The sequence below is a fragment of the Pseudomonas extremaustralis genome (assembly GCF_900102035.1).
In the GTDB taxonomy this organism is placed as follows: domain Bacteria; phylum Pseudomonadota; class Gammaproteobacteria; order Pseudomonadales; family Pseudomonadaceae; genus Aquipseudomonas; species Aquipseudomonas extremaustralis.
On record NZ_LT629689.1, the window covers coordinates 6,266,838 to 6,290,294 of the forward strand.

At 60.6% G+C, this 23,457-nt stretch carries 23 protein-coding genes; 19 read left to right on the forward strand and 4 right to left on the reverse strand.

The window, feature by feature from the left end:
- Positions 1 to 9 precede the first annotated feature (9 nt).
- The 16 genes from iscA (at position 10) to BLR63_RS28990 (ending at position 14,822) form a co-directional block, all read left to right on the forward strand.
- Positions 10 to 333 carry an iron-sulfur cluster assembly protein IscA gene (gene iscA, locus BLR63_RS28915; RefSeq protein ID WP_010565230.1) on the forward strand — a complete coding sequence of 108 codons (324 nt, stop codon included), beginning with the start codon at positions 10 to 12 and terminating at the stop codon, positions 331 to 333.
- Between the two features lie 8 nt (positions 334 to 341).
- A complete protein-coding gene (hscB, locus tag BLR63_RS28920) occupies positions 342 to 863 on the forward strand; it encodes a co-chaperone HscB (protein ID WP_010565231.1) in 522 nt (173 codons plus the stop codon).
- Positions 864 to 914: 51 nt separating this feature from the next.
- The gene (hscA, locus tag BLR63_RS28925; RefSeq protein WP_010565232.1) at positions 915 to 2,777 is read left to right on the forward strand and encodes a Fe-S protein assembly chaperone HscA; all 1,863 of its coding nucleotides are present in this window, start codon (positions 915 to 917) and stop codon (positions 2,775 to 2,777) included.
- Between the two features lie 3 nt (positions 2,778 to 2,780).
- Positions 2,781 to 3,122: an ISC system 2Fe-2S type ferredoxin gene (gene fdx / locus BLR63_RS28930; RefSeq protein WP_010565233.1), complete on the forward strand. Its 342-nt coding sequence runs from the start codon at positions 2,781 to 2,783 to the stop codon at positions 3,120 to 3,122.
- A 14-nt stretch (positions 3,123 to 3,136) separates the two neighbouring features.
- Positions 3,137 to 3,337: a Fe-S cluster assembly protein IscX gene (iscX, locus tag BLR63_RS28935; RefSeq protein ID WP_003194015.1), complete on the forward strand. Its 201-nt coding sequence runs from the start codon at positions 3,137 to 3,139 to the stop codon at positions 3,335 to 3,337.
- A 91-nt stretch (positions 3,338 to 3,428) separates the two neighbouring features.
- A complete protein-coding gene (ndk, locus tag BLR63_RS28940) occupies positions 3,429 to 3,854 on the forward strand; it encodes a nucleoside-diphosphate kinase (RefSeq protein ID WP_010565234.1) in 426 nt (141 codons plus the stop codon).
- Positions 3,855 to 3,882: 28 nt separating this feature from the next.
- Positions 3,883 to 5,031, forward strand: coding sequence for a 23S rRNA (adenine(2503)-C(2))-methyltransferase RlmN (gene rlmN, locus BLR63_RS28945; RefSeq protein WP_010565235.1), 1,149 nt, complete (start codon positions 3,883 to 3,885; stop codon positions 5,029 to 5,031).
- 12 nt (positions 5,032 to 5,043) lie between these two features.
- Positions 5,044 to 5,802 (forward strand): type IV pilus biogenesis/stability protein PilW, encoded by a 759-nt coding sequence (gene pilW / locus BLR63_RS28950; RefSeq protein ID WP_010565236.1) that lies wholly within the window; start codon positions 5,044 to 5,046, stop codon positions 5,800 to 5,802.
- The gene (locus BLR63_RS28955) at positions 5,802 to 6,800 is read left to right on the forward strand and encodes a RodZ domain-containing protein (RefSeq protein ID WP_010565237.1); all 999 of its coding nucleotides are present in this window, start codon (positions 5,802 to 5,804) and stop codon (positions 6,798 to 6,800) included. Before pilW ends, BLR63_RS28955 begins: the two co-directional genes overlap by 1 nt.
- A 2-nt stretch (positions 6,801 to 6,802) precedes the next feature.
- The gene (ispG, locus tag BLR63_RS28960; RefSeq protein WP_010565238.1) at positions 6,803 to 7,912 is read left to right on the forward strand and encodes a flavodoxin-dependent (E)-4-hydroxy-3-methylbut-2-enyl-diphosphate synthase; all 1,110 of its coding nucleotides are present in this window, start codon (positions 6,803 to 6,805) and stop codon (positions 7,910 to 7,912) included.
- Between the two features lie 21 nt (positions 7,913 to 7,933).
- A complete protein-coding gene (gene hisS / locus BLR63_RS28965; RefSeq protein ID WP_010565239.1) occupies positions 7,934 to 9,223 on the forward strand; it encodes a histidine--tRNA ligase in 1,290 nt (429 codons plus the stop codon).
- A 41-nt stretch (positions 9,224 to 9,264) separates the two neighbouring features.
- Complete coding sequence (locus BLR63_RS28970; RefSeq protein ID WP_010565240.1) at positions 9,265 to 9,906, forward strand: YfgM family protein; 642 nt, start codon at positions 9,265 to 9,267, stop codon at positions 9,904 to 9,906.
- Entirely contained in the window at positions 9,899 to 11,050 is a 1,152-nt protein-coding gene (bamB, locus tag BLR63_RS28975) for an outer membrane protein assembly factor BamB (protein WP_042946869.1), read from the forward strand. The genes BLR63_RS28970 and bamB overlap by 8 nt, the downstream gene beginning before the upstream one ends.
- 260 nt (positions 11,051 to 11,310) lie before the next feature.
- Complete coding sequence (gene der, locus BLR63_RS28980; RefSeq protein ID WP_010565242.1) at positions 11,311 to 12,780, forward strand: ribosome biogenesis GTPase Der; 1,470 nt, start codon at positions 11,311 to 11,313, stop codon at positions 12,778 to 12,780.
- 114 nt (positions 12,781 to 12,894) lie between these two features.
- The gene (locus BLR63_RS28985; RefSeq protein WP_010565243.1) at positions 12,895 to 14,043 is read left to right on the forward strand and encodes a pyridoxal phosphate-dependent aminotransferase; all 1,149 of its coding nucleotides are present in this window, start codon (positions 12,895 to 12,897) and stop codon (positions 14,041 to 14,043) included.
- Positions 14,031 to 14,822, forward strand: coding sequence for an amidohydrolase (locus BLR63_RS28990; RefSeq protein ID WP_010565244.1), 792 nt, complete (start codon positions 14,031 to 14,033; stop codon positions 14,820 to 14,822). The genes BLR63_RS28985 and BLR63_RS28990 overlap by 13 nt, the downstream gene beginning before the upstream one ends.
- 183 nt (positions 14,823 to 15,005) lie before the next feature.
- Here BLR63_RS28990 and leuA read toward each other — a convergent pair whose 3' ends face one another.
- The 4 genes from leuA to BLR63_RS29015 all read right to left on the reverse strand — a co-directional run bounded on the left by leuA (position 15,006) and on the right by BLR63_RS29015 (position 20,134).
- The gene (gene leuA / locus BLR63_RS28995; protein WP_010565245.1) at positions 15,006 to 16,685 is read right to left on the reverse strand and encodes a 2-isopropylmalate synthase; all 1,680 of its coding nucleotides are present in this window, start codon (positions 16,683 to 16,685) and stop codon (positions 15,006 to 15,008) included.
- A gap of 323 nt (positions 16,686 to 17,008) precedes the next feature.
- Positions 17,009 to 17,830 (reverse strand): peptidoglycan DD-metalloendopeptidase family protein, encoded by an 822-nt coding sequence (locus BLR63_RS29005; protein WP_010565247.1) that lies wholly within the window; start codon positions 17,828 to 17,830, stop codon positions 17,009 to 17,011.
- 3 nt (positions 17,831 to 17,833) lie between these two features.
- A complete protein-coding gene (gene xseA / locus BLR63_RS29010; RefSeq protein ID WP_010565248.1) occupies positions 17,834 to 19,213 on the reverse strand; it encodes an exodeoxyribonuclease VII large subunit in 1,380 nt (459 codons plus the stop codon).
- Between the two features lie 30 nt (positions 19,214 to 19,243).
- On the reverse strand, positions 19,244 to 20,134 hold the full coding sequence (locus tag BLR63_RS29015; protein WP_010565249.1) for a LysR family transcriptional regulator: 891 nt from the start codon (positions 20,132 to 20,134) through the stop codon (positions 19,244 to 19,246).
- A 100-nt stretch (positions 20,135 to 20,234) separates the two neighbouring features.
- Between BLR63_RS29015 and BLR63_RS29020 the strand changes: the two genes are divergently transcribed.
- The 3 genes from BLR63_RS29020 (at position 20,235) to guaB (ending at position 23,393) form a co-directional block, all read left to right on the forward strand.
- Positions 20,235 to 21,002: a sulfite exporter TauE/SafE family protein gene (locus BLR63_RS29020; RefSeq protein ID WP_042946876.1), complete on the forward strand. Its 768-nt coding sequence runs from the start codon at positions 20,235 to 20,237 to the stop codon at positions 21,000 to 21,002.
- A gap of 155 nt (positions 21,003 to 21,157) precedes the next feature.
- The gene (locus BLR63_RS29025; protein ID WP_010565251.1) at positions 21,158 to 21,706 is read left to right on the forward strand and encodes a hypothetical protein; all 549 of its coding nucleotides are present in this window, start codon (positions 21,158 to 21,160) and stop codon (positions 21,704 to 21,706) included.
- A gap of 217 nt (positions 21,707 to 21,923) precedes the next feature.
- A complete protein-coding gene (gene guaB / locus BLR63_RS29030) occupies positions 21,924 to 23,393 on the forward strand; it encodes an IMP dehydrogenase (RefSeq protein WP_010565252.1) in 1,470 nt (489 codons plus the stop codon).
- The last annotated feature ends 64 nt before the right edge of the window (positions 23,394 to 23,457 follow it).

Here is a 23,457-nt window from a genome sequence, read left to right on the forward strand (position 1 = left end):
GAGTCAACGATGGCTATCAGCATGACAGAAGCGGCTGCGCGGCACGTGCGACGCTCCCTGGATGGGCGCGGTAAAGGTGAGGGGATTCGTCTGGGTGTTCGCACCACAGGCTGTTCCGGCCTTGCCTATGTGCTGGAGTTCGTCGACGAGGTGGTGGCGGAAGACCAGGTGTTCGAAAGTCACGGCGAGAAAGTGATTATCGACCCTAAAAGCCTGACATACCTGGACGGCACCGAACTCGATTTCGTCAAGGAAGGGTTGAACGAAGGCTTCAAGTTCAACAACCCCAACGTGCGCGGTGAATGTGGCTGCGGCGAAAGCTTCAACATCTGAGGCTATCTGTGGGTACTCCTTGTCATTTCGCTTTATTCGAGTTGCAGCCGAGCTTTCGACTGGACCTCGAGCAACTTGCCACGCGCTACCGTGAATTGGCGCGTGGCGTGCATCCGGACCGCTTCGCTGACGCTTCCGAGCGTGAGCAACGCCTGGCGCTGGAGCAGTCGGCCAGCCTCAACGAAGCCTATCAGACGCTCAAGAGCCCCTCGAAACGCGCGCGTTACCTGCTCGCGATGAACGGTGGCGAGTTGCCGATGGAGGTCACGGTGCACGATCCGGACTTCCTGATGCAGCAGATGCAGTGGCGCGAAGAGCTCGAAGATTTGCAGGACGACGCCGATGTGGCGGGGGTTGCAGTCTTCAAGCGTCGTCTGAAAACCGCCCAGGATGAGCTCAACGAAAGCTTCGCGGCCTGTTGGGATGATGCAGCGCAACGCGAGCAGGCCGAGCGCCTGATGCGACGCATGCAGTTCCTCGACAAGCTCACCTACGAAGTGCGCCAGCTAGAAGAGCGCCTCGACGATTAACCCAGTGCTGCCCATGATGCACGCCTGATAGACAGATAAGACCTGATTACCATGGCTCTACTGCAAATCGCCGAACCCGGCCAAAGCCCCCAACCGCATCAGCGTCGCCTGGCGGTGGGGATTGACTTGGGCACCACCAATTCCCTGGTTGCTGCCTTGCGCAGCGGCCTGTCCGAGCCGCTGCCCGACGCCGATGGCCAGGTGATCCTGCCATCCGCCGTGCGCTATCACGCCGATCGCACCGAAGTCGGTGAGTCGGCCAAGCTGGCGGCGTCTACCGATCCCCTGAACACTGTGCTGTCGGTCAAGCGCTTGATGGGTCGTGGTCTCTCCGACGTCAAGCAACTGGGCGACCAGCTGCCATACCGGTTTGTCGGTGGCGAGTCCCATATGCCGTTCATCGACACGGTCCAGGGCCCGAAAAGCCCGGTGGAAGTGTCGGCTGACATCCTCAAGGTCCTGCGCCAGCGGGCAGAAACCACCTTGGGCGGCGAATTGGTGGGCGCGGTGATCACGGTTCCGGCGTATTTCGATGATGCCCAACGCCAGGCCACCAAGGATGCGGCGAAACTCGCCGGCCTGAATGTGCTGCGTCTGCTCAACGAACCAACCGCAGCCGCCGTGGCCTATGGCCTCGATCAGCAGGCTGAGGGTCTGGTCGCCATTTACGACCTGGGTGGTGGCACCTTCGATATTTCGATCCTGCGCCTGACCGGCGGGGTCTTTGAAGTGTTGGCCACCGGCGGCGATACGGCCCTGGGCGGCGATGACTTCGATCACGCGATCGCCCGCTGGATCATCAGCAGTGCCGGTTTGTCCGCTGATTTGGATCCTGGCGAGCAGCGCCATCTGCTGCAAACCGCCTGTGCCGCCAAAGAGGCCCTGACTGACGCGTCTTCTGTTGAAGTGTCCTACGGCAACTGGTCGGCCCAACTGACCCGCGAAGCCTTTGATGCGCTGATCGAGCCGATGGTTGCGCGCAGCCTGAAAGCCTGTCGCCGCGCCGTGCGTGATTCCGGCATCGAGTTGGAAGACGTTGGCGCTGTGGTCATGGTCGGCGGTTCCACCCGTGTGCCGCGCGTCCGCGAGGCCGTTGCCGAGGCGTTCGGTCGCCAGCCGCTGACCGAAATTGATCCGGATCAAGTGGTGGCCATTGGTGCCGCGATCCAGGCCGATACCCTGGCCGGCAACAAGCGCGATGGTGGCGAACTGCTGTTGCTCGACGTGATTCCATTGTCCCTGGGCTTGGAAACCATGGGCGGCCTGATGGAGAAGGTGATTCCGCGCAACACCACTATTCCCGTCGCCCGCGCCCAGGATTTCACCACCTACAAAGATGGCCAGACGGCCATGATGATTCACGTGCTGCAAGGCGAGCGTGAACTGATCAGCGACTGTCGCTCCCTGGCACGCTTTGAATTGCGCGGCATTCCGGCCATGGTCGCCGGTGCGGCGAAGATTCGCGTGACCTTCCAGGTCGACGCCGATGGCCTGCTCAGCGTGGCGGCGCGTGAACTGGCGTCCGGCGTTGAAGCCAGCATCCAGGTCAAGCCGTCCTATGGCCTGACCGACGGCGAAATCGCCAAGATGCTCAAGGACTCGTTCCAATACGCCGGTGACGATAAAGTCGCCCGCGTACTGCGTGAGCAGCAAGTGGATGCCCAGCGCCTGCTCGAAGCGGTGCAGGGCGCCCTTGAAGTTGACGGCGAGCGTCTGCTGGACGCTGAAGAGCGCATGGTCATCGACCAGCAGATGCAGGAATTGGCCGAACTGATGGAAGGTAACGATGGCTACGCCATCGAGCAGCAGACCAAGCGCTTGTCGCAAGTCACTGATGCCTTTGCCGCTCGCCGCATGGATCAGACGGTGAGAGCCGCACTGGCTGGGCGCAACCTGAATGAAATCGAGGAATAATTAATGCCGCAGGTCATTTTTCTGCCACACGCCGAGCATTGCCCGGACGGTATGGTCGTGGAGGCTGAGACCGGCAAGTCCATCCTCGAAGTTGCCCACGAAAACCACATCGAGATCGAAAGTGCCTGCGGCGGTGTTTGCGCCTGCACGACGTGCCACTGCATCATTCGCGAGGGTTTTGACTCGCTGGAGGAGGCAGACGACCTGGAAGAAGATTTTCTGGATCGCGCATGGGGCCTGGAAGCGCATTCGCGCCTGAGCTGTCAGGCCAAGGTCGGGACTGAAGACATCACTGTCGAAATTCCGAAATATTCGCTCAACCATGCGGCCGAAGCGCCGCATTGATTCAAGGAACTGTCATGAGTCTTAAATGGGTTGATGTGCAAGAGATCGCTATCCTGTTGGCCGACGGCAACCCGGATCTGGATCCCTATTCCCTGAACTTTGTCGCTTTGCGTGACATGGTCATGGCTTTGCCTGGGTTTGAAGACGAGCGGGATCGCGGCGGTGAAAAGGTTCTGGAAGCTATTCAGACGGCCTGGAAAGAAGAGCAGGACTGACGCCTCCCTTACGCAGTTAGGCAATACCCAATAACCCGCGTATAATTCGCGGGTTTAATTTTTCGTAAATTACCGTTTCTGGAGTTACACCATGGCTGTTCAACGTACTTTCTCCATCATCAAGCCTGACGCTGTTGCAAAAAACGTCATCGGCGAGATCACCACTCGTTTCGAAAAAGCCGGCCTGAAGGTTGTAGCTTCGAAACTCAAGCAACTGTCCAAGGCTGAAGCTGAAGGCTTCTACGCTGAGCACAGCGCTCGTGGCTTCTTCGGCGACCTGGTTGCTTTCATGATCTCCGGTCCTGTTGTCGTTCAGGTGCTGGAAGGTGAAAACGCTATCGCTCTGAACCGTGAGCTGATGGGCGCTACCAACCCTAAAGAAGCCGCTCCAGGCACCATCCGTGCTGACTTCGCTGATTCCATCGACGCCAACGCTGTACACGGTTCGGACTCCGAAGCCGCTGCTGCTCGCGAAATCTCGTACTTCTTCGCAGCTACCGAAGTAACCACTCGCTAAGCATTGGCTTGAGAGTGAAGGTGAATCCATGACTACATCGACTGTAAAAACCAACCTGCTGGGTCTGACTCAACAGGAAATGGAAAAATTCTTCGACTCAATCGGGGAGAAGCGTTTCCGTGCCGGTCAGGTAATGAAGTGGATTCACCACTTTGGCGTCGATGATTTCGACGCCATGACGAACGTCAGCAAGGCCCTGCGCGACAAGCTCAAGGCCATTGCCGAGGTCCGTGGTCCCGAGGTTGTCAGCGAGGACATCTCCAGCGACGGCACCCGTAAGTGGGTGGTGCGCGTGGCGTCCGGCAGCTGCGTCGAGACTGTCTACATTCCCCAGGGCAAACGCGGCACGTTGTGCGTTTCGTCCCAGGCAGGCTGTGCCCTGGATTGCAGTTTCTGCTCCACCGGCAAGCAAGGCTTCAATAGCAACCTCACCGCCGCCGAAGTCATCGGCCAGGTGTGGATTGCCAACAAATCCTTTGGCAGCGTCCCGGCGACCGTCGACCGTGCCATCACCAACGTGGTGATGATGGGCATGGGTGAGCCGCTGCTGAACTTCGATAACGTCGTCGCCGCCATGCACCTGATGATGGACGACCTGGGCTACGGCATCTCCAAGCGCCGTGTGACCCTGTCGACCTCCGGCGTGGTGCCGATGATCGATGAGCTGTCCAAGCACATCGACGTCTCCCTGGCGTTGTCGCTGCACGCACCCAATGACGCATTGCGTAACCAATTGGTGCCGATCAACAAGAAGTATCCGCTTAAGATGCTGCTCGAATCTTGCCAGCGCTACATGTCGTCCCTGGGCGAAAAGCGCGTGCTGACCATCGAGTACACCTTGCTCAAGGACATCAACGACAAGGTCGAACACGCGGTCGAGATGATCGAGTTGCTCAAGCACATCCCGTGCAAGATCAACCTGATTCCGTTCAACCCGTTTCCCCATTCTGGCTACGAGCGGCCGAGCAACAACGCCATCCGTCGTTTCCAGGATCAACTGCACCAGGCCGGCTTCAATGTCACTGTACGCACCACCCGTGGTGAAGACATCGACGCCGCCTGTGGCCAATTGGTAGGACAGGTGCTGGATCGCACCCGTCGCAGCGAACGTTATATCGCCGTGCGCGAACTGAGCGCCACCGACGATATGCCGCAAAGCGCTGTGAATCGAACCTGAGAGAGGATCTCTATGCCCTTGCGCCTTGCGCTGCTTCTGCTTGTTACCGGCCTTGCCGCCGGTTGTGTTTCATCGGGACATGACAGCCCTTTGCAAACCGGTAAAGGTCGTGATGAGGCGCGGGTGGCCTATGTGCAGTTGGGCTTGGGCTACCTGCAGCAAGGCATGAGCGAGCAGGCCAAGGTGCCGTTGAAAAAGGCCCTGGAACTCGACAGTGACGATGCCGACGCCAATGCCGCACTGGCCCTGGTGTTCCAGGCCCAGGCCGAGCCAGAACTGGCTGATCGCTATTTCAGCAAAGCCCTGGCCGCCCGACCTGCCGACCCGCGGCTGCTGAATAATTACGGCAGCTTCCTGTTCGAGCAGAAACGTTATGACCAGGCAGCCCTTTATTTCCAGCAAGCCAGCGCCGATACCCTCTATCCTGAGCGCTCGCGGGTGTTCGAAAACCTTGGCGTGACCTCGATGCGCCTCGGCCAGCGCGACAGCGCACGCCAGCAACTGGAAAAAGCCCTGCACTTGAACGGACGCCAGCCGCGCGCGTTGCTCGAAATGGCTGAGTTGTCCTACGAAGACAGGCATTATGTGCCGGCACGTGACTATTACGAACGTTTTAGCCTGCTTAGCGGGCAAAATGCACGTAGTCTATTGCTCGGTGTGCGCCTGGCGACGGTTCATGAAGAACGCGACGCGGCCGCACGTTTTGGCCAGCAACTCGAACGACTCTATCCCGGTACGCCGGAATATCAGCAATACCTGTCGGAGCAATGATGAAAGCGGCGCACCCGGAAGTTGTAGCAGCTAATCGCGTAAACCCAGGCGACACTTTGCGTCAGGCCCGCGAAAGCAATGGTTGGTCGCTGGCGGAAGTGGCCCTCAAGCTCAATTTGACCACCACATCCCTGGGCAACCTGGAAGCCGGCGCGTTCGACAAGCTGCCAGGGCATACCTTCGCTCGCGGCTATATCCGCGCCTACGCCAAGTTGCTGGGCATCGACCAGACCGTATTGGTCCAGGAATTCGACCAGTTCACCGGTACCGACTCCCAAGGCAGCAATGTCCATGGCCTGGGTCGCATCGAAGAGCCGGTGCGGGTTTCCCACACGATCCTGCGGATTGTCAGCCTGTTGCTGCTGATCGCCGTGATTGGTGGCGGTTTTATCTGGTGGCAGGACCAGGCCTCCCAGCGCACCAAGGACATGACCAGCAACGCCATGGAGCACGTCGAAGTCGAAAGCGCCGACGGCACCACCCAGATTCATCCGCTGGACGAGCCAGAAGACCAGGCCGTTGCCGAAGGGCAGGCAGCGCCGCAAGAGCCGGCCGCCGAGCCTTCAGTCGCGCAAACCGCGCCGGCTGCCCCAGCAACTGCACCGGCCACACCAGCCCCGACCGTACCAGCTATACCGGCTGCTCCGGCCCAGGTCCATACTCCGGCTACCCCGTCGCAGGCTCCTGCGACTGCCGCCCCAGCCGCTCCGGCCGCCCCCGCGATGTCGCCGCCCACCACCCCAGCGTTGATCGCCGGTGACGGGCACGTTCAGATTACCTTCGTCGCCGATTGCTGGACGCAAGTCAGTGATGGCAACGGTAAAGTGCTGTTCAGCGGCCTGAAGCGCAAGGGCGATACGCTCGACCAGGGCGGCAAGCCTCCTTTGACGCTGCGTCTGGGCTATGCCCGTGGCGCGCAAGTGGTCTACAACGGCCAGCCTGTGGACGTGGCGCCGTTCACCAGTGGCGAGACCGCTCGCCTGAAGTTGGGACAATAGTCATGCACGGCGAATCTCCAATCAAACGTCGCGTATCGCGCAAGATCTGGGTCGGCTCGGTGCCGGTGGGCGGCGATGCCCCCATCGCGGTACAGAGCATGACCAACAGCGACACCAACGATGTTGCTGCCACCGTCGCCCAGATCAATCGTCTGGAAGCGGCCGGCGTCGACATCGTGCGGGTATCCGTACCGGACATGGATGCCGCCGAGGCCTTCGGTCGCATCAAGCAGCTGGTCAAGGTGCCGCTGGTGGCCGACATTCACTTCGACTACAGGATCGCATTGCGCGTGGCCGAACTGGGTGTGGACTGCCTGCGTATCAACCCGGGCAACATCGGTCGCGAAGACCGTGTACGCGCTGTGGTGGATGCGGCCCGGGATCGCGGGATTCCGATCCGTATCGGTGTCAACGCCGGCTCCCTGGAAAAAGACCTGCAAAAGAAATACGGCGAGCCGACACCGGCGGCGCTGGTAGAGTCTGCGCTGCGCCATGTCGAGCACCTTGAGCGCCTGAACTTCCAGGACTTCAAGGTCAGCGTAAAGGCCTCCGACGTGTTCATGGCGGTTGAAGCCTACCGCCTGCTGGCCAAGGAAATCGTGCAACCGCTGCACCTGGGTATCACTGAAGCTGGCGGTTTACGTTCAGGCACAGTGAAATCTGCGGTGGGTCTCGGTATGCTGCTCGCCGAAGGGATTGGCGATACTATCCGCATCTCCCTGGCGGCAGACCCGGTCGAGGAAGTGAAAGTCGGTTACGACATTCTCAAATCCCTGCATTTGCGTTCCCGAGGCATCAACTTCATTGCCTGCCCGAGCTGCTCGCGGCAGAACTTCGACGTGGTGAAAACCATGAACGAACTGGAAGGGCGTCTCGAAGACCTGCTGGTGCCGCTGGATGTCGCGGTGATCGGTTGTGTGGTCAACGGCCCGGGTGAAGCCAAAGAGGCGCACATCGGCTTGACCGGCGGTACGCCGAACCTGATCTACATCGATGGCAAGCCGTCGCAGAAGTTGACGAATGACAATCTGGTGGATGAGCTCGAAAGACTGATCCGCGAGAAAGCGGCCGAGAAGGTCGCCTCTGACGCAGCGCTTATCGCGCGCGGCTAAGAACGAATTTAAGGATTTGATGTGAGCAAGTCTCTGCAAGCCATTCGTGGCATGAACGACATCCTGCCTGAGCAGACGCCGCTGTGGCGCTACTTCGAGGGCACTGTCGCGCGCCTGCTGGATAACTACGGTTACAAACAGATCCGTATGCCGATCGTTGAGTTCACCGAGCTGTTCAAGCGCTCCATCGGTGAAGTGACCGACATCGTCGAAAAAGAGATGTACACCTTCGAAGATCGCAACGGCGACTCCCTGACCCTGCGTCCGGAAGGCACCGCCGCGTGCGTGCGCGCCGTGCTCGAGCATGGCCTCACCGGTGGCGGCCAGCCGCAGAAGTTGTGGTACATCGGCCCGATGTTCCGTCACGAGCGCCCACAGAAAGGCCGTTATCGCCAGTTCCACCAGATCGGCCTGGAAGTGTTCAACCTCGAGGGTCCGGACATCGACGCCGAGCTGATCGTGCTGACCTGGCGCCTGTGGGGCCTGCTGGGTATCCGCGACGCGGTCAAGCTCGAGCTCAACAGCCTGGGTACCAGCGAATCCCGGGGCCGCTACCGCGTCGCCCTGGTTGAGTACCTGTCGGCCCACCTGGACAAGCTGGACGAAGACAGCCAGCGCCGTCTGAAAACCAACCCGCTGCGCGTCCTCGACACCAAGAACGCCGATACCCAGGCCGTGCTGGTCAATGCGCCGAAAATGGCCGACTACCTGGACGACGAATCCCGCACGCACTTTGAGGGCCTCAAGGCTCGCCTGGAGGCTGCGGGTATTCCCTACGTGATCAACCCGAAACTGGTGCGCGGCCTCGATTACTACAGCAAGACCGTGTTCGAATGGGTCACCGACAAACTCGGCGCCCAGGGCACCGTGTGTGCCGGTGGCCGTTACGACGGCCTGGTCGAGCAGATGGGTGGCAAGCCGACCCCTGGCGTGGGCTTTGCCATGGGGATCGAGCGGCTGATCCTGCTGCTGGAAACCCTGGAGCAGGTACCGGAAGAAATCTCCCGTCAGGTGGACGTGTACCTGTGCGCCTTTGGCGAGGCCGCCGAACTGGCCGCCCTGGCCCTGAGCGAAAAAGTACGCGACCAACTGCCGAACCTGCGCCTGCAGATCAATGCCGGCGCCGGCAGCTTCAAAAGCCAGTTCAAGAAGGCTGACAAGAGCGGTGCGCTGTATGCGCTGATCCTCGGCGATGACGAGCTGGCCCAGCAGGTGATAGGTTTCAAACCCCTGCGTGGCCAGGGCGAGCAACAGAACATTGCCTTTGATGCGCTCGCTGCGCACTTGGCCACCTGCGTCGTGCAGGGTTGAAGCTGTCGAACAGCGGAATTTAGCGATTAAGGAGTATTGGGGTGTCGAGTACTGATGATGAGCAACTGGCCGAGTTCAAGGACTGGTGGCAGCGTAACGGCAAGCCCCTGGTTACTGGCGGTCTGCTGGCTTTAGTGGTGGTGTTCGGCTGGCAAGCCTGGACCAAATATCAGGCCAACCAGTCCCAAGGCGCCTCGATCGTTTATCAGCAATTGCTGGAAACAACCCTGACGCCGGACGGCAAGCCCGACCCTGCGCGGGTTGCCGACCTGGCCAGCAAGCTGAAGAACGAATTCGGCGGTAGCACCTACGCCCAATACGGCAGCCTGTTCGTCGCGAAAGTCGCGGTCGATACCGGCAAGCTGGATGACGCCGCCGCCGAACTGAAGGCCATCGTCGACAAACCGACCAACCCGACCCTGGGTGAAATCGCACGTCAGCGCCTGGCTCAGGTATTGGCGGCACAGAATAAGGCCGACGAAGCACTCAAACTGCTCGACGGCGATGCTGACAAGGCATTTGTAGCCACTCGCGAAGAGCTCAAGGGGGACCTGTTGGTCCAATTGGGTCGTACCGACGAAGCCAATGCTGCGTACCAAAAAGCCAAGGCGGCGCTGTCTGATGAAGCGGCGGTCGGTGGCTTACAAATCAAGCTGGACGACTTGGCCAAAGGGGATGCGTGACGTGATCCGTTGGAAACATGCAGCATTGCTGGCTCTGGCCGTTCTGGCCGCGGGTTGCAGCAGCAACAGTAAGAAAGAATTGCCTCCGGCCGAGCTGACCAGCTTCAAGGAAGAAGTGGTCCTGCAAAAGCAGTGGAGCCGTTCCATCGGTGATGGGCAGGGCGAGACCTACAACATGTTGGTACCGGCAATCGACGGTGACAACATTGTGGCCGCTGACGTGACCGGCGTAGTGATCTCCATGGATCGCATGAACGGCGACGTGAAGTGGAAGAAAGACCTTGAGTTGCCTGTATCCGGCGCCGTCGGCGTGGGTTACGGCATGGTTATGCTCGGCACGCTCAAGGGCGAAGTCGTGGCGCTGGACTCCAGCACCGGTGAAGAGAAATGGCGCGCTCGCGTGACCAGTGAAGTCCTCGCACCGCCTGCTACCAACGGCGATATCGTAGTGGTTCAGACCCAGGACGACCGTGTGATCGGCCTTGACGCCAGCACCGGCGCACAGCGCTGGTTGTATGACAGCACCCCGGCGGTGTTGACGCTGCGCGGTACCAGCGGTCCGATTGTGACCAATAATCTGGCCGTTGCAGGCTTGTCGACCGGTAAAGTGGTCGCGCTGGATACCAAGAACGGCGTGCCGGTCTGGGAAACCCGCGTGGCCATCCCGCAAGGTCGTTCCGAACTGGATCGCGTTGTGGACATCGACGGTGGCTTGCTGCTGTCGGGAGAAACCCTCTACGTCGCCACTTACCAGGGCCGCGTTGCCGCTCTGGACCTGCAAAGCGGTCGCGTCAACTGGCAGCGTGATGCTTCCAGCTACGCCGGTGTCGCCCAAGGGTTCGGCAGCGTCTATGTAAGCCTGGCGTCCGGCACCGTTGAAAGTGTCGACGAACGTTCCACCACTGCACTGTGGAGCAACGACTCCCTGGCTCGCCGTCAACTGTCGGCTCCGGAAGTGTTCTCCAGCTATGTGGCGGTCGGCGACTTCGAAGGCTACCTGCACCTGCTGAGCCAGGTGGACGGTCGCTTTGTCGGTCGTGAACGTATTGACAGCGACGGCCTGCGTGCGCGTCCGCTGGTGGTGGGTAACATGCTTTATGTGTTTGGCAACAGCGGCAAGCTGGAAGCCCTGACCATCAAGTAAAGGTTTGACTATGCTTGGGGTCATTCCCCAGGCGGCCCTGCTTCATTGCTTAAATGTAGGAGCGAGCTTGCTCGCGAAGGACGTCAACGCTAACGCGGGTTTCTGGATGAACGCGGCGTCCTTGGGTTTTTCGCGAGCAAGCTCGCTCCTACAAGACTCAGTGTCGGGCAGGGTATGTGGCATTCAAATGCCGCCCCGAGCACCAGCCGCTGCCCCGCAGCGGCTTTTGTATTTTCTGAAATAACGAAGTGGAGAGCCGCATGGTTCCCGTAATCGCCCTGGTGGGCCGACCTAACGTCGGCAAGTCCACCTTGTTCAACCGCCTGACCAGGACTCGCGACGCCATCGTCGGCGACTTGTCCGGTCTGACCCGTGATCGCCAATACGGTGAGGCAAAGTGGCAAGGGCGCTCCTACATTATTGTCGACACCGGTGGTATCTCCGGTGACGAGCATGGCATGGACGAAAAAATGGCCGAGCAGTCGCTGCTCGCCATTGAAGAAGCCGATGTCGTGTTGTTCCTGGTGGACGCCCGTGCGGGCTACACCGCTGCCGACCAGATGATCGGCGAGCACCTGCGCAAGCGCAACAAGCGTTCCTACGTGGTCGCCAACAAGATCGACAACATCGATCCTGAAATGGCCCGTGCCGAATTCAGCCCGATGGGCCTGGGCGACGCGATCCCGATCGCCGGTGCCCACGGTCGCGGTATCACCCAGATGCTGGAAATTGCCCTGAGCGATTTCCCCAAGGATGACGCTGAGGAAGAAGAGGGCGAAGAAGAGGTCGTCGCCGAAGGCGAGGAAGCCAAGCGCATTCCTGGCCCGAGCGAAAAAGACGGGATCAAGATCGCTATCATCGGCCGTCCGAACGTCGGCAAGTCGACTCTGGTCAACCGCATGCTTGGTGAAGACCGGGTCATCGTCTACGACCAGCCCGGCACGACCCGCGACAGTATCTACATCCCGTTCGAGCGTAACGACGAGAAGTACACGCTGATCGACACCGCCGGTGTGCGCAAGCGCGGCAAGATCCACGAGGAAGTCGAAAAGTTTTCCGTGGTGAAAACCCTGCAGGCCATCAAAGACGCCAACGTGGTGATCTTCGTGATGGACGCCCGCGAAGGCGTGGTGGACCACGACCTCAACCTGCTGGGCTTTGCCCTGGAAGCCGGTCGGGCGCTGGTGATCGCGATCAACAAGTGGGACGGCATGACGCCAAGCGAGCGCGATTTCGTCAAGATCGAGCTGCAGCGTCGGTTGTTCTTCGTCGAGTTCGCCGATATCCACTTTATCTCGGCCCTGCACGGCACTGGCGTGGGTAACCTCTACGCGTCCGTACAGAACTCGTTCAAATCTGCGGTCACCCGCTGGCCAACCAACCGCCTCACCCAGATCCTGGAAGACGCCGTTGGCGAGCATGCGCCGCCGATGGTCAACAACCGCCGGATCAAACTGCGTTACGCCCACTTGGGTGGTGCCAACCCGCCGATTATCGTGATCCACGGTAACCAGATCGAGAAGGTGCCCAAGTCCTATGTGCGTTACCTGGAAAACACCTATCGCCGTGTCTTGAAACTGGTCGGTACGCCGATCCGTATCGAGTTCAAGGGTGGCGAGAACCCATACGAAGGCAACAAGAACACGCTGACGGACCGTCAGGTGAACAAGAAGCGTCGTTTGATGACTCACCACAAGAAGGCCGACAAGAAGCGCCGCGACAAGCGCTGATTCCGACCTCGCAAAAAGGGCTCTTGATGAGCCCTTTTTTGTGCGCGATGGTTTGTGCCTTGACCCGATGCGGCTGGCAGCTTAAAACTTGGGGCTCACCTGCAGGGGCCACCGATGATCACCAGCAAGCTGCCGAATGTCGGCACGACCATTTTCACCACCATGTCGCAACTCGCTGCCGAAACCGGCGCACTCAACCTGTCCCAGGGTTTTCCCGACTTCAATGGTCCTCAGGCTTTGCTCGATGCAGTGGGCAAGCACGTTGCCAGCGGCCATAACCAATATGCGCCGATGACCGGCCTGCCGATCCTGCGTCAGCAAGTGACGGCCAAAATCGCTCGCAGCTACGGTGCCACGGTCAATCCCGACAGCGAAGTAACCATCACCCCAGGCGCCACTGCCGCGATCTTCTGCGCGATCCAGGCCGTGATCCGCAGTGGTGACGAAGTCATCGTGTTCGACCCGTGCTATGACAGCTACGAGCCTTCGGTCGAGCTGGCCGGTGGCCGCTGTGTGCATGTGCAACTGAGCCTGGACGGTTTTGCCCTGGACTTTGAAAAGATCCAGGCCGCGCTGTCGCCGCGCACGCGGATGATCATCCTCAACAGCCCACACAATCCCACCGGCGCACTGATCAGCCGTGCCGAGCTGGACCTGTTGGCGGCGTTGATCCGCGACCGCGATATCTACCTGGTCAGCGACGAGGTCTATGAACACTTGGTGTTCGATGGAGTGCCCCATGTCAGCGTGCTGGCCCATGAAGAACTCTACCAACGCGCCTTCGTGGTCAGCTCCTTTGGCAAGACCTACCACGTTACCGGCTGGAAGACCGGTTACGTGGTCGCGCCACCGGCCCTGACGGCCGAACTGCGCAAGGTGCACCAATACGTGAACTTCTGCGGTGTCACCCCGTTGCAGTTCGCGTTGGCCGACTTTATGGCCGAACACCCGGAGCACGTCGATGAGTTGCCGGCCTTCTACCAGGCCAAGCGTGATCTGTTCTGCGACCTGCTGGCACCGTCGCGTTTCAGCTTTACCCGCGTCACCGGCACGTACTTCCAGTTGGTGGATTACTCACAGATCCGCCCGGACCTGGATGACGTCGCCATGTCGCTATGGATGACCCGCGAACATGGCGTAGCGACCATCCCTGTGTCGGTGTTCTACCAGAACCCACCCCAAGGCCAGCGCCTGGTGCGCCTGTGCTTTGCCAAACGTGAGGAGACGCTGCAACAGGCAGCCGAAAAACTATGCGTGATCTGACTGCATTGCCGAACCTGAACATCGCCCTGGTCCAGACCACCCTGGCCTGGCACGACCGCCAGGCCAACCTCGATCATTTCGAACTGCTGCTGGAACAGGCTCGGGGCGCTGACCTGATCATACTGCCGGAGATGTTCACCACCGGTTTTTCCATGGAGTCGGCGACCCTCGCCGAGCCGGAAAACGGCCCGACCCATCGCTGGTTGCAAGCTCAGGCGGCGAAGTACGGCGCGGTGATCACCGGCAGTGTGATCATCCAGGCCGCCGATGGTAGCCACCGCAACCGTCTGCTATGGGCGCGACCGGATGGCGAGGTTATGCATTACGACAAGCGCCACCTGTTCCGCATGGCGGGCGAGCACGAGCACTACACCCCTGGCGAGCGCCAGGTGCAGTTTGAGCTGAAGGGCTGGCGCATTCGTCCGTTGATTTGCTACGACCTGCGCTTCCCGGTGTGGAGCCGGGATGCCCAGGACACTGACCTGTTGCTCTATACCGCCAACTGGCCGGGTGCGCGGCGCCAGCATTGGAACCGGTTGCTGCCGGCGCGGGCGATCGAGAACCTGTGTTATGTCGCGGCGGTGAATCGGGTGGGCACGGATGGCAAGGGCTTTGTCTATACCGGGGATAGCCACGTGCTGGATTTCCAGGGGGAGAGCCTGCTGAGTGCGGGGGAGGCGGATGGGGTGTTCCAGGTGTGCCTGGACGCGGCGGAGCTGGCGGCGTATCGCACGCGGTTTCCGGCGAATTTGGATGCCGATACTTTCCAGTTTGTCTGATGGATTTTTGTGGTTGGGAATATCGCTATCGGGAGCAAGCCCCCTCCCACATTTTTGATCTTTGAATACATTCAAATGTGGGAGGGGGCTTGCTCCCGATGAGGCCTGACCAATCACCATACACCTCAAATAAAAAGGCCCCTGGATTCTCATCCAGGGGCCTTTTGTATTGCGGCGTTACACTTACGCCGCTTTCGCTTCCAGCTGGCTCAGCGAGCGGTTCAGCGCGCTGAACAGGGCCTTGAAGCTGGCGGTGGTGATGTTTTCATCGATGCCCACGCCATGCACCGGACGTTCGCCGTTCACGCGCAGCTCGATGTAGGCCGCGGCCTTGGCATTCGTGCCCGCGCCGATGGCGTGTTCGTTGTAGTCCATGATCTCCACACCGATCGGCAGGCCGGCCACCAAGGCTTCCAGCGCGCCGTTGCCCTTGCCGTGCCAGCGCAGGTTGGTTTCGCCCTGGCCTTTGCTCGACACTTCGACTTCCACCGTGCTGTTGCCGTTTTCTTCTTGCAGACGATGGCTGACCAGCGCGTATGGGGTGTTGGCTTGCAGGTATTCACGCTGCAGCAAGGCGTAGATCTGCGCGGCGGTCATCTCCAGGCCCACGCGGTCGGTTTCGGCCTGGACTACCTGGCTGAATTCGATCTGCATGCGACGCGGCAAGCTGATGTCGTATTCCTGCTCCAGCAGGTAGGCGATACCGCCTTTGCCCGACTGGCTGTTCACACGGATCACCGCTTCGTAGCTGCGACCGATGTCGGCCGGGTCGATCGGCAAGTACGGCACTTCCCACAGTGCGTCGGGTTTCTGCTGGGCGAAGCCCTTGCGGATTGCGTCCTGGTGGGAGCCGGAGAACGCAGTGTGTACCAGATCGCCGACATACGGGTGACGTGGGTGCACTTGGATCTGGTTGCACTCCTCGACGACCTTGCGCACGCCGTCGATGTCAGAGAAGTTCAGCTCAGGGTTCACGCCCTGGGTGTAGAGGTTCAGCGCGACGGTTACCAGGTCGACGTTACCGGTACGCTCGCCGTTGCCGAACAGGCAGCCTTCGACGCGATCCGCGCCGGCCATCAGGCCCAGCTCGGTGGCCGCGACGCCGGTGCCACGGTCGTTGTGGGTGTGCAGGCTGATGATCACGCTGTCACGACGATTGATATGGCGACCGAACCACTCGATCTGGTCGGCATAGATGTTCGGCGTGGCGCACTCGACGGTGGCGGGCAGGTTGAGGATCATCTTGTGCTCAGGCGTCGGGTTCCACACCTCGATCACCGCGTCACATACTTCCTTGGCGAACTCCAGTTCGGTAGCGCTGAAGGTCTCCGGCGAGTATTCGAAGGTCCACTGGGTTTCCGGCTGCTGGGCGGCGTATTTGACGAACAGCTTGGCCGCGTTGACCGCGATGGCCTTGACGCCTTCCTTGTCCTGGTTGAACACAATACGGCGGAAGGACGGCGAGGTGGCGTTGTACAGGTGCACGATGGCCTTTTTGGCGCCGCGCAGGGATTCGAAGGTGCGTGCGATCAAGTCTTCACGGCCCTGGGTCAGCACCTGGATGGTGGTGTCCTCGGGGATGTGGTTGTCTTCGATCAGGGTGCGTACAAAGTCGAAGTCGGTTTGCGAAGCGGCCGGGAACGAGGCTTCGATTTCCTTCACGCCGACGGCGACCAGGGTCTTCCAGAAACGCAGTTTTTTCACCGCGTCCATTGGTTCGATCAACGACTGGTTGCCATCGCGCAGGTCGGAGCTGCACCAGATCGGCGCGCTGGTGATGGTTTTCGACGGCCAGGTGCGGTCCGGAATATCGATGGTCGGGAACGCGCGGTACTTCGAAGACGGGTCTTTGAGCATGCTCATCGGGAAATCCTTTGTTGTAGGGGCCGAAAAAAGGCGGCCTGCCGTAGAACTGTTATTGGGTATGAAGCGGGAGACGAGGCAGATCGATTCAGCCTGGCAGTCGTGCGCTGACGAGGCACAGGCTGCGGTGCTGGCGGAGCTGAATGAGGGTGTGAGAAGTTTTCATAAGCTCAACCCTAACCGCCGGGGTGAAAGATGGCAAGTAGTCGAGAAAAATTGAGATAAGTTCTGCTATTGGCGTAAGAAACGAGATTTTATGGTGGGTATGTGCCGGCAGGCTTGTTTTAATTGCGCGCCAGTTATCCGGCGCGCAATCGCGGTCATCAAGGCTGGAACGCGCCGATGAAGATCGCCGGGTCCACGCGGGCATCGTTGAGGCTGACGTTCCAGTGCATGTGCGGTCCGGTCGCGCGGCCTGTCGAGCCGACCTTGCCCACCACCGCCCCGCGCGCCAGTTGCTGGCCCACGGTCACATCGATCTTCGACATATGGCAGAACATGCTGATAAACCCCTGGCCATGATCGACGAACACGGTGTTGCCGTTGAAGAAATAGTTACCGACCAGGATCACCTTGCCATTCGCCGGCGTCTTGATCGGCGTACCCGCCGGAACGGCAAAGTCCAGTCCCGAATGGGGGTTGCGTTCTTCGCCGTTGAAGAAGCGGCGTACACCGAACTTGCTCGACAGCGGCCCGTTCACCGGTTTGTCCAGCACCAGGTTGCTCGGCAGGTTCGGGCTGAAGCTGCGGTAAGCCTTGATCTGCACCGCCAGCTCGGCCTCGATGCGTTTGAGTTGCGCCGGCTCGGGGTTGACCTGGCTTTTGTTCTTCAAGGTGATGCGCTGTTCCGGGTATTGCTTGTAACCGACGATAAACGGCAGGTTGCGCCCACCGCTGCTGATGCGCTCGTTGCCCGGCTTGGTGGTCAGCGGGATGCCGACAATCGCCAGCCAGGTGTCCTGTTCCTTCACCACCAATACCGGCTTGCCCTGATAGGTGGCTTTCGGCGCGGTGGCAGAAGGGCCCAGTTCGACCACCGCCACACCGCCCGGTACCGGTTTGTTCAGGGCGCGGGTGATGTAGCTGTCGGCTTGGGCGTTAAAGGCGAGGCACAGCAGCATCAGCACACTAAAGAGACGGGGCATCGATCAATCCAATAACGAAAGGGTGACGGGTGTCAGGTGGTTGTCTTCCACCCGCACTTGCAATTGGCCTTCACCGAGCCGTGCGGTCAGGCGTTGGCCGGTTTGGGTTTGCGCAGCGTTGCGAATGGCCTGGCCGCGCTCGTCCAGCAGGATGCTATAGCCACGGCCCAACGTGGCCAGGGGGCTGACCACTTGTAGCGTCTGCGCCTGGCTTTGCAGTTGCAGGCGGCGCGCCTTGAGGCCTTCGCGCATGGCGCGGGGCAGGCGTTCGGCGAGGCTGTCCAGGCGTTGGCGCAACAGGGCCAGCTGGCGGCCGGGGTGTTGGCCGGCGAGATGGGTTTCCAGGCGGATCAGGCGTTCGCGCCGGGTATTGAGGCTGCGCTCGAAGGCGCGGCGCAGGCGCATGTCCAAGTCATCCAGGCGCTGGGCCTGCTGGCGCAGACGCTCGCCAGGGTGGCGCAGGCGGCGTGCCATGCCTTCCAGGCGCAGGCGGTCGTGGCTCAGGCGATTGCGCATCAGCATCACCAGGCGGCGATGCAGGCTCTCGACCTGGCGCACCAGGTTGCTGGCGTCCGGTGCGAGCAATTCGGCGGCTGCTGAAGGGGTGGGTGCGCGCACGTCGGCGACGAAGTCACAGATGGACACATCGGTCTCATGCCCCACGGCACTGACGATAGGCGTGACGCAGGCGTCCACTGCTCGGGCCACGGCTTCTTCGTTGAAGCACCAGAGGTCTTCCAGCGAGCCACCGCCACGGGCCAGGATCAGCGCGTCGAAGCCTCGCGCGTCCGCCAGCTTCAGCGCCCGTACAATCTGCGGGATCGCTTCGCGGCCTTGCACGGCGGTGGGGATCAGCGTCAATTGCACCTGCGGCGCACGGCGGCGGAACACGCTGATGATGTCGCGGATCACCGCACCGGTGGGCGAGCTGATGATGCCGATGCGTTGCGGATGGGCCGGTAGCGGCACCTTGCGCTCGGCACTGAACAGGCCCTCGGCGCTGAGCTTTTCCTTCAAGGCATCAAAGGCCAGGCGCAACGCGCCGTCGCCGGCCGGCTCCACGGTGTCGAGGATCAACTGGTAGTCGCCACGGCCCTCGAACAGCGAGACCTTGCCACGCACTTTCACGGCAAGGCCGTCTTTCAAAGCCTGGCGCACCCGCGCGGCGTTGTTGCGAAACAACGCGCAACGCACCTGGGCGCCGCTGTCCTTGAGGGTGAAATACACGTGACCGGAGGCCGGGCGGGCGAGGTTGGAGATCTCGCCTTCGACCCAGATATTGGTGAACACGTCTTCCAGCAACACCCGCGCGCGGCCGTTGAGCTGGCTGACAGTCAGGACTTCGCGGTCCAGGCCCAGGCGGGCGAAAGGATCTTTAATCATGGCGAGGGATCTTTAATCATGGGCGGCAGTTTATAGGCATTCGCGCAAGGTTTGACAGAATTGCTCCACTAGCGCGCTCGGCGCCTGCGGGCAGGCCAGGGCCACGGTACTCAGGCAGTCCGGGTCGGCCAGGGGCAAAAAGTGCAGATTCGCGGGAGCGATGTCCTGCATGGACTTTGGTAACAAGGCAATACCGAAGCCGGCCTGGATCAATTGCAATTGCGTAGTCTTGCGCGACATCACCCGCGCAGCCTTAGGGAAAAATCCGGCGCGCATGCACAACTCCGCCGACAGGTAACTCAGGCCGCCGCGCTGGGGATGGGGGATCGAGATAAATGCCTCATCCTTGAGTCGGGCCAATTCCACCGGCGTGTCGCTGCGCGCCAGCGCATGGTGCGGCGGTACCGCCAGCAACAGTCGCTCGCTGTATAAAGGCTGTACGCGCACGCCTTCGCGCTGGCGCAACACCGGCAGGCGCAACAGGCCGACGTCCAGGCGCCCGTCGGCGATGTCCTCCAGTTGGGCTTCGGAGGACAGTTTGACGATATCCATCGATACGCCGGGGCAGCGTTCCAGCCAGGTGCTGATGCCGCGCAGCAATGGGCCGCTCATCGGCACAGTGCTCGAATGACTCAAGCGCAGGGTGCCGACTTGGCCGTGACCCACTTGCGTCGCCATCTCGCTGGCCTTGTGCAGTTCACTCAACAGGTTGCGCGCCCGCGGGTAAAAGGCTTCGCCGGCGGCCGTCAACCTGGGCTGGCGGGCCGTGCGCTCGAACAATGGGGTTTGCAACTGGGCTTCCAGTTCCTTGATCTGTCGGCTCAGGGCCGATTGCGCGATAAACAGGCGCTCGGCGGCGGCACTGAAGCTACCGCTGTCGGCGATTTCGACGAAGTAGCGCAGTTGGCGGGTAGAAATCACGCGTCATGCCTTTTCGAGATGGGTGGAGGGCTTTGAAGATATTAGTCGCAACCCTCGTCGATGGCTAAAGTGACGGCCATCTCTATACAAGGAATTATCCATGGACCCGGTTGAGTTGATGAGTCAGTGGTCGTTTGGCGGCGTGGATTGGCTGGTGATCGGCGTGGGTGTCGCCGTGGCCTACGTGGTGTTCGGCATCGCCGGCTTTGGTACAGCGCTGGTGGCCGGGCCGGTGTTGATCCTGTTCATGCCGCTGTCGAAGATCATCCCGCTGCTGGTACTGCTGGATTTTGTCGCGGCGTTTGGCAACCTCCTGCAATCGCGACGGGATGTGAATAAACCGGAGTTGTTGCGACTGCTGCCGTGCATGGCGATCGGCTGCACCCTGGGCGTGGTGTTTTTGCTCAACCTGCATTCGGACCTGCTGCTGTTGTTGATGGGGCTGTTCATCAGTGCTTATGCGATTTACAGCCTGGCGGTGAAGGCTCGGCCAGCGCAGTTGGCGGCGGGCTGGTCGATTCCCATGGGGACGGTCGGTGGTTTGTTTGGTGCGTTGTTCGGCAGCGGCGGCTTTTTATATGCGATCTACCTCAACAGCCGCTTGCCCAAGGACGCGGCACGCGCCACCCAAAGCGCACTGATCAGTTGCAGCACGGTGGTGCGCCTGAGCCTGTTCCTGATTGCCGGGGTGTATGCCGACCTGCCATTGCTGCTGTTGGCGCTGTGCCTGCTGCCGGCGATGGCCTTGGGGCTGTGGTGCGGGCGCAGGCTGACGCTGCGCATGTCCCGCGAGGCGTTTGTGCGGTTGGTGACGTGGTTGGTGTTGGCCAGTGGCATTGCGTTGATCGGACGGTACTTGAGTACTTGACCTGATTCATTCAGGGATTAAGCTGCCTGCCTTCAGGGCCTCTTCGCGAGCAAGCCCGTTCCCACATTCGGCTGCGATCCTGCAGGATAAATGCGGTCAACTGTGGGCTTGCTCGCGAAGGCGCCAGACGCTACACCGCAGGACTCTCAGGCCCCATGAATTCCCAAAGCATCCTTGTCCCGAAAATCTCCACCTTGCCGGTCCACGAACCCCGCGCCCGGGCAATCGTGCGCTGGCTCGTGCGCAAGAACATCGTCAAGGAAGAACTGACCACCTGCGGGCGCACCGGCAACCGTATGGGCTACGCCTTGGCCGATGGCGCCCGTGCCGTGGTGTTGCACCCCGAAGCGTTGCCATTCAACGAAGCGGTCAACGGCCTGGAGATCATCTACAAGCGCTGCATCTATACACCAGCCAAGGGTTTTCTCGAAGAAGCCGGCTGCCCGGAATGCCTCAAGGAAATCGGCGAAGCACTGTTCGAAAGCCTGGAAGACTGGATGCCCGGCCACACCGACAACTTCACTTGCCCGTTGTGTGGGCATGAAGATGACATCAACGGGTTCCTGTTCCTGCAAGAGTGCGGGTTTTCCAACCTCGGATTCATCTTCAACAACTGGGCGGAGGCGGGGTTCAAGCAAAGCTTTATCGATGAGTTCGCCGATTGGCTGGACCAGAAGATCAGCTGGGTCAAAGTCGAACTGTAGGAGCGCGCTTGCTCGCGAAGAACGCATAGGCGCCGTGTTGAACCAGACGGTCCGCGTTATCGTTGACGTTCTTCGCGAGCAAGCTCGCTCCTACACAAAAGCAGCAGGTTTTCCCCTTCTGTCAGTATTACCAAGTTTGTCAGAGTTTTACATTGAGACCTGAGGGGTGTCTGAGTATAATGGCGCGCTTCCATTTTCCCGCTCGGGAGCCCCCGCGATGCTGCGTATCAGCCAAGAAGCTCTGACATTCGACGACATTCTCCTAGTGCCCGGTTATTCCGAGGTGCTTCCTAACGAAGTCAGTCTCAAGACCCGCCTAACCCGTGGCATCGAGCTGAATATTCCCCTGGTTTCCGCTGCCATGGACACCGTCACCGAAGCCCGTCTGGCCATTGCCATGGCTCAGGAAGGCGGCATCGGCATCATCCACAAGAACATGACCGTCGAGCAGCAAGCTGCCGAAGTGCGCAAGGTCAAGCGTTACGAAGCCGGGGTGGTGAAAGATCCGATCACCATCGACGCCGACGCCACCGTGCGCGATCTGTTCGAACTGACCCGCCTGCACAACATCTCCGGCGTTCCGGTGCTGCACGATGGCGACCTGGTCGGCATCGTCACTTCCCGTGACGTGCGTTTCGAGAATCGTCTTGAAGTCACCGTCCGCGAAGTGATGACGCCTAAAGAGCGTCTGGTCACGGTCAAGGAAGGCGCCAACAAGAACGACGTGCGTGAACTGCTGCACAAGCATCGCATCGAGCGCGTGCTGATCGTCGACGACAAATTCGCCCTCAAGGGCATGATGACCGTCAACGACATCGAGAAAGCCAAGGCTTACCCGTTGGCCAGCAAGGATGACCAAGGTCGTCTGCGCGTCGGCGCCGCCGTCGGTACTGGTAAAGACACCGGTGATCGCGTCGCGGCCCTGGTCGCGGCCGGCGTGGACGTGGTGGTGGTCGACACCGCCCACGGTCACTCCAAGGGCGTGATCGAGCGCGTGCGCTGGGTCAAACAGAATTTCCCTGAAGTCCAGGTGATCGGCGGCAACATCGCCACCGGCGCTGCCGCCAAGGCCCTGGCCGAAGCTGGCGCCGATGCGGTCAAGGTCGGTATCGGCCCTGGCTCGATCTGCACCACCCGTATCGTAGCCGGCGTGGGCGTGCCGCAAATCAGCGCCATCGCCAACGTCGCCGAGGCCCTTGAAGGCACGGGCGTTCCGTTGATCGCCGACGGCGGCATCCGCTTCTCCGGTGACCTGTCCAAGGCCATCGTAGCCGGTGCTTCCTGCGTGATGATGGGCTCGATGTTCGCCGGTACCGAAGAGGCGCCGGGCGAGATCGAACTGTTCCAGGGCCGTTCGTACAAGGCTTACCGCGGCATGGGTTCGCTGGGCGCCATGTCCCAGGCACAAGGTTCCTCCGACCGTTACTTCCAGGACTCTTCGGCAGGCGCCGAGAAGCTCGTACCGGAAGGCATCGAAGGCCGTGTGCCGTACAAGGGCACCCTGAGCGCCATCATCCATCAACTGATGGGCGGCCTGCGCTCCTCGATGGGCTACACCGGCAGCGCCGACATCGAAGAAATGCGCACCAAGCCAGAGTTCGTGCGGATCACCGGCGCCGGTATGGCCGAATCCCACGTCCACGACGTGCAGATCACCAAGGAAGCGCCAAACTACCGCGTAGGTTGAGGCTTCCAGCACATAGTTAAGTAACCGGGGCTGTCTTTTTCAGCCCCGAGTTGTTTCTGATTCA

Bases quoted from the DNA above. Each gene is read 5' to 3' on its own strand.
- bamB (WP_042946869.1), top strand. From the start codon at position 9,899: ATGCGTGACGTGATCCGTTGGAAACATGCAGCATTGCTGGCTCTGGCC.
- iscX (WP_003194015.1), top strand. From the start codon at position 3,137: ATGAGTCTTAAATGGGTTGATGTGCAAGAGATCGCTATCCTGTTGGCC.
- xseA (WP_010565248.1), bottom strand. From the start codon at position 19,213: ATGATTAAAGATCCTTTCGCCCGCCTGGGCCTGGACCGCGAAGTCCTG.
- hscA (WP_010565232.1), top strand. From the start codon at position 915: ATGGCTCTACTGCAAATCGCCGAACCCGGCCAAAGCCCCCAACCGCAT.
- iscA (WP_010565230.1), top strand. From the start codon at position 10: ATGGCTATCAGCATGACAGAAGCGGCTGCGCGGCACGTGCGACGCTCC.
- BLR63_RS28985 (WP_010565243.1), top strand. From the start codon at position 12,895: ATGATCACCAGCAAGCTGCCGAATGTCGGCACGACCATTTTCACCACC.
- BLR63_RS29025 (WP_010565251.1), top strand. From the start codon at position 21,158: ATGAATTCCCAAAGCATCCTTGTCCCGAAAATCTCCACCTTGCCGGTC.
- BLR63_RS28990 (WP_010565244.1), top strand. From the start codon at position 14,031: ATGCGTGATCTGACTGCATTGCCGAACCTGAACATCGCCCTGGTCCAG.
- guaB (WP_010565252.1), top strand. From the start codon at position 21,924: ATGCTGCGTATCAGCCAAGAAGCTCTGACATTCGACGACATTCTCCTA.
- ndk (WP_010565234.1), top strand. From the start codon at position 3,429: ATGGCTGTTCAACGTACTTTCTCCATCATCAAGCCTGACGCTGTTGCA.
- rlmN (WP_010565235.1), top strand. From the start codon at position 3,883: ATGACTACATCGACTGTAAAAACCAACCTGCTGGGTCTGACTCAACAG.
- pilW (WP_010565236.1), top strand. From the start codon at position 5,044: ATGCCCTTGCGCCTTGCGCTGCTTCTGCTTGTTACCGGCCTTGCCGCC.
- BLR63_RS29005 (WP_010565247.1), bottom strand. From the start codon at position 17,830: ATGCCCCGTCTCTTTAGTGTGCTGATGCTGCTGTGCCTCGCCTTTAAC.
- der (WP_010565242.1), top strand. From the start codon at position 11,311: ATGGTTCCCGTAATCGCCCTGGTGGGCCGACCTAACGTCGGCAAGTCC.
- leuA (WP_010565245.1), bottom strand. From the start codon at position 16,685: ATGAGCATGCTCAAAGACCCGTCTTCGAAGTACCGCGCGTTCCCGACC.
- fdx (WP_010565233.1), top strand. From the start codon at position 2,781: ATGCCGCAGGTCATTTTTCTGCCACACGCCGAGCATTGCCCGGACGGT.
- BLR63_RS28955 (WP_010565237.1), top strand. From the start codon at position 5,802: ATGAAAGCGGCGCACCCGGAAGTTGTAGCAGCTAATCGCGTAAACCCA.
- BLR63_RS29020 (WP_042946876.1), top strand. From the start codon at position 20,235: ATGGACCCGGTTGAGTTGATGAGTCAGTGGTCGTTTGGCGGCGTGGAT.
- ispG (WP_010565238.1), top strand. From the start codon at position 6,803: ATGCACGGCGAATCTCCAATCAAACGTCGCGTATCGCGCAAGATCTGG.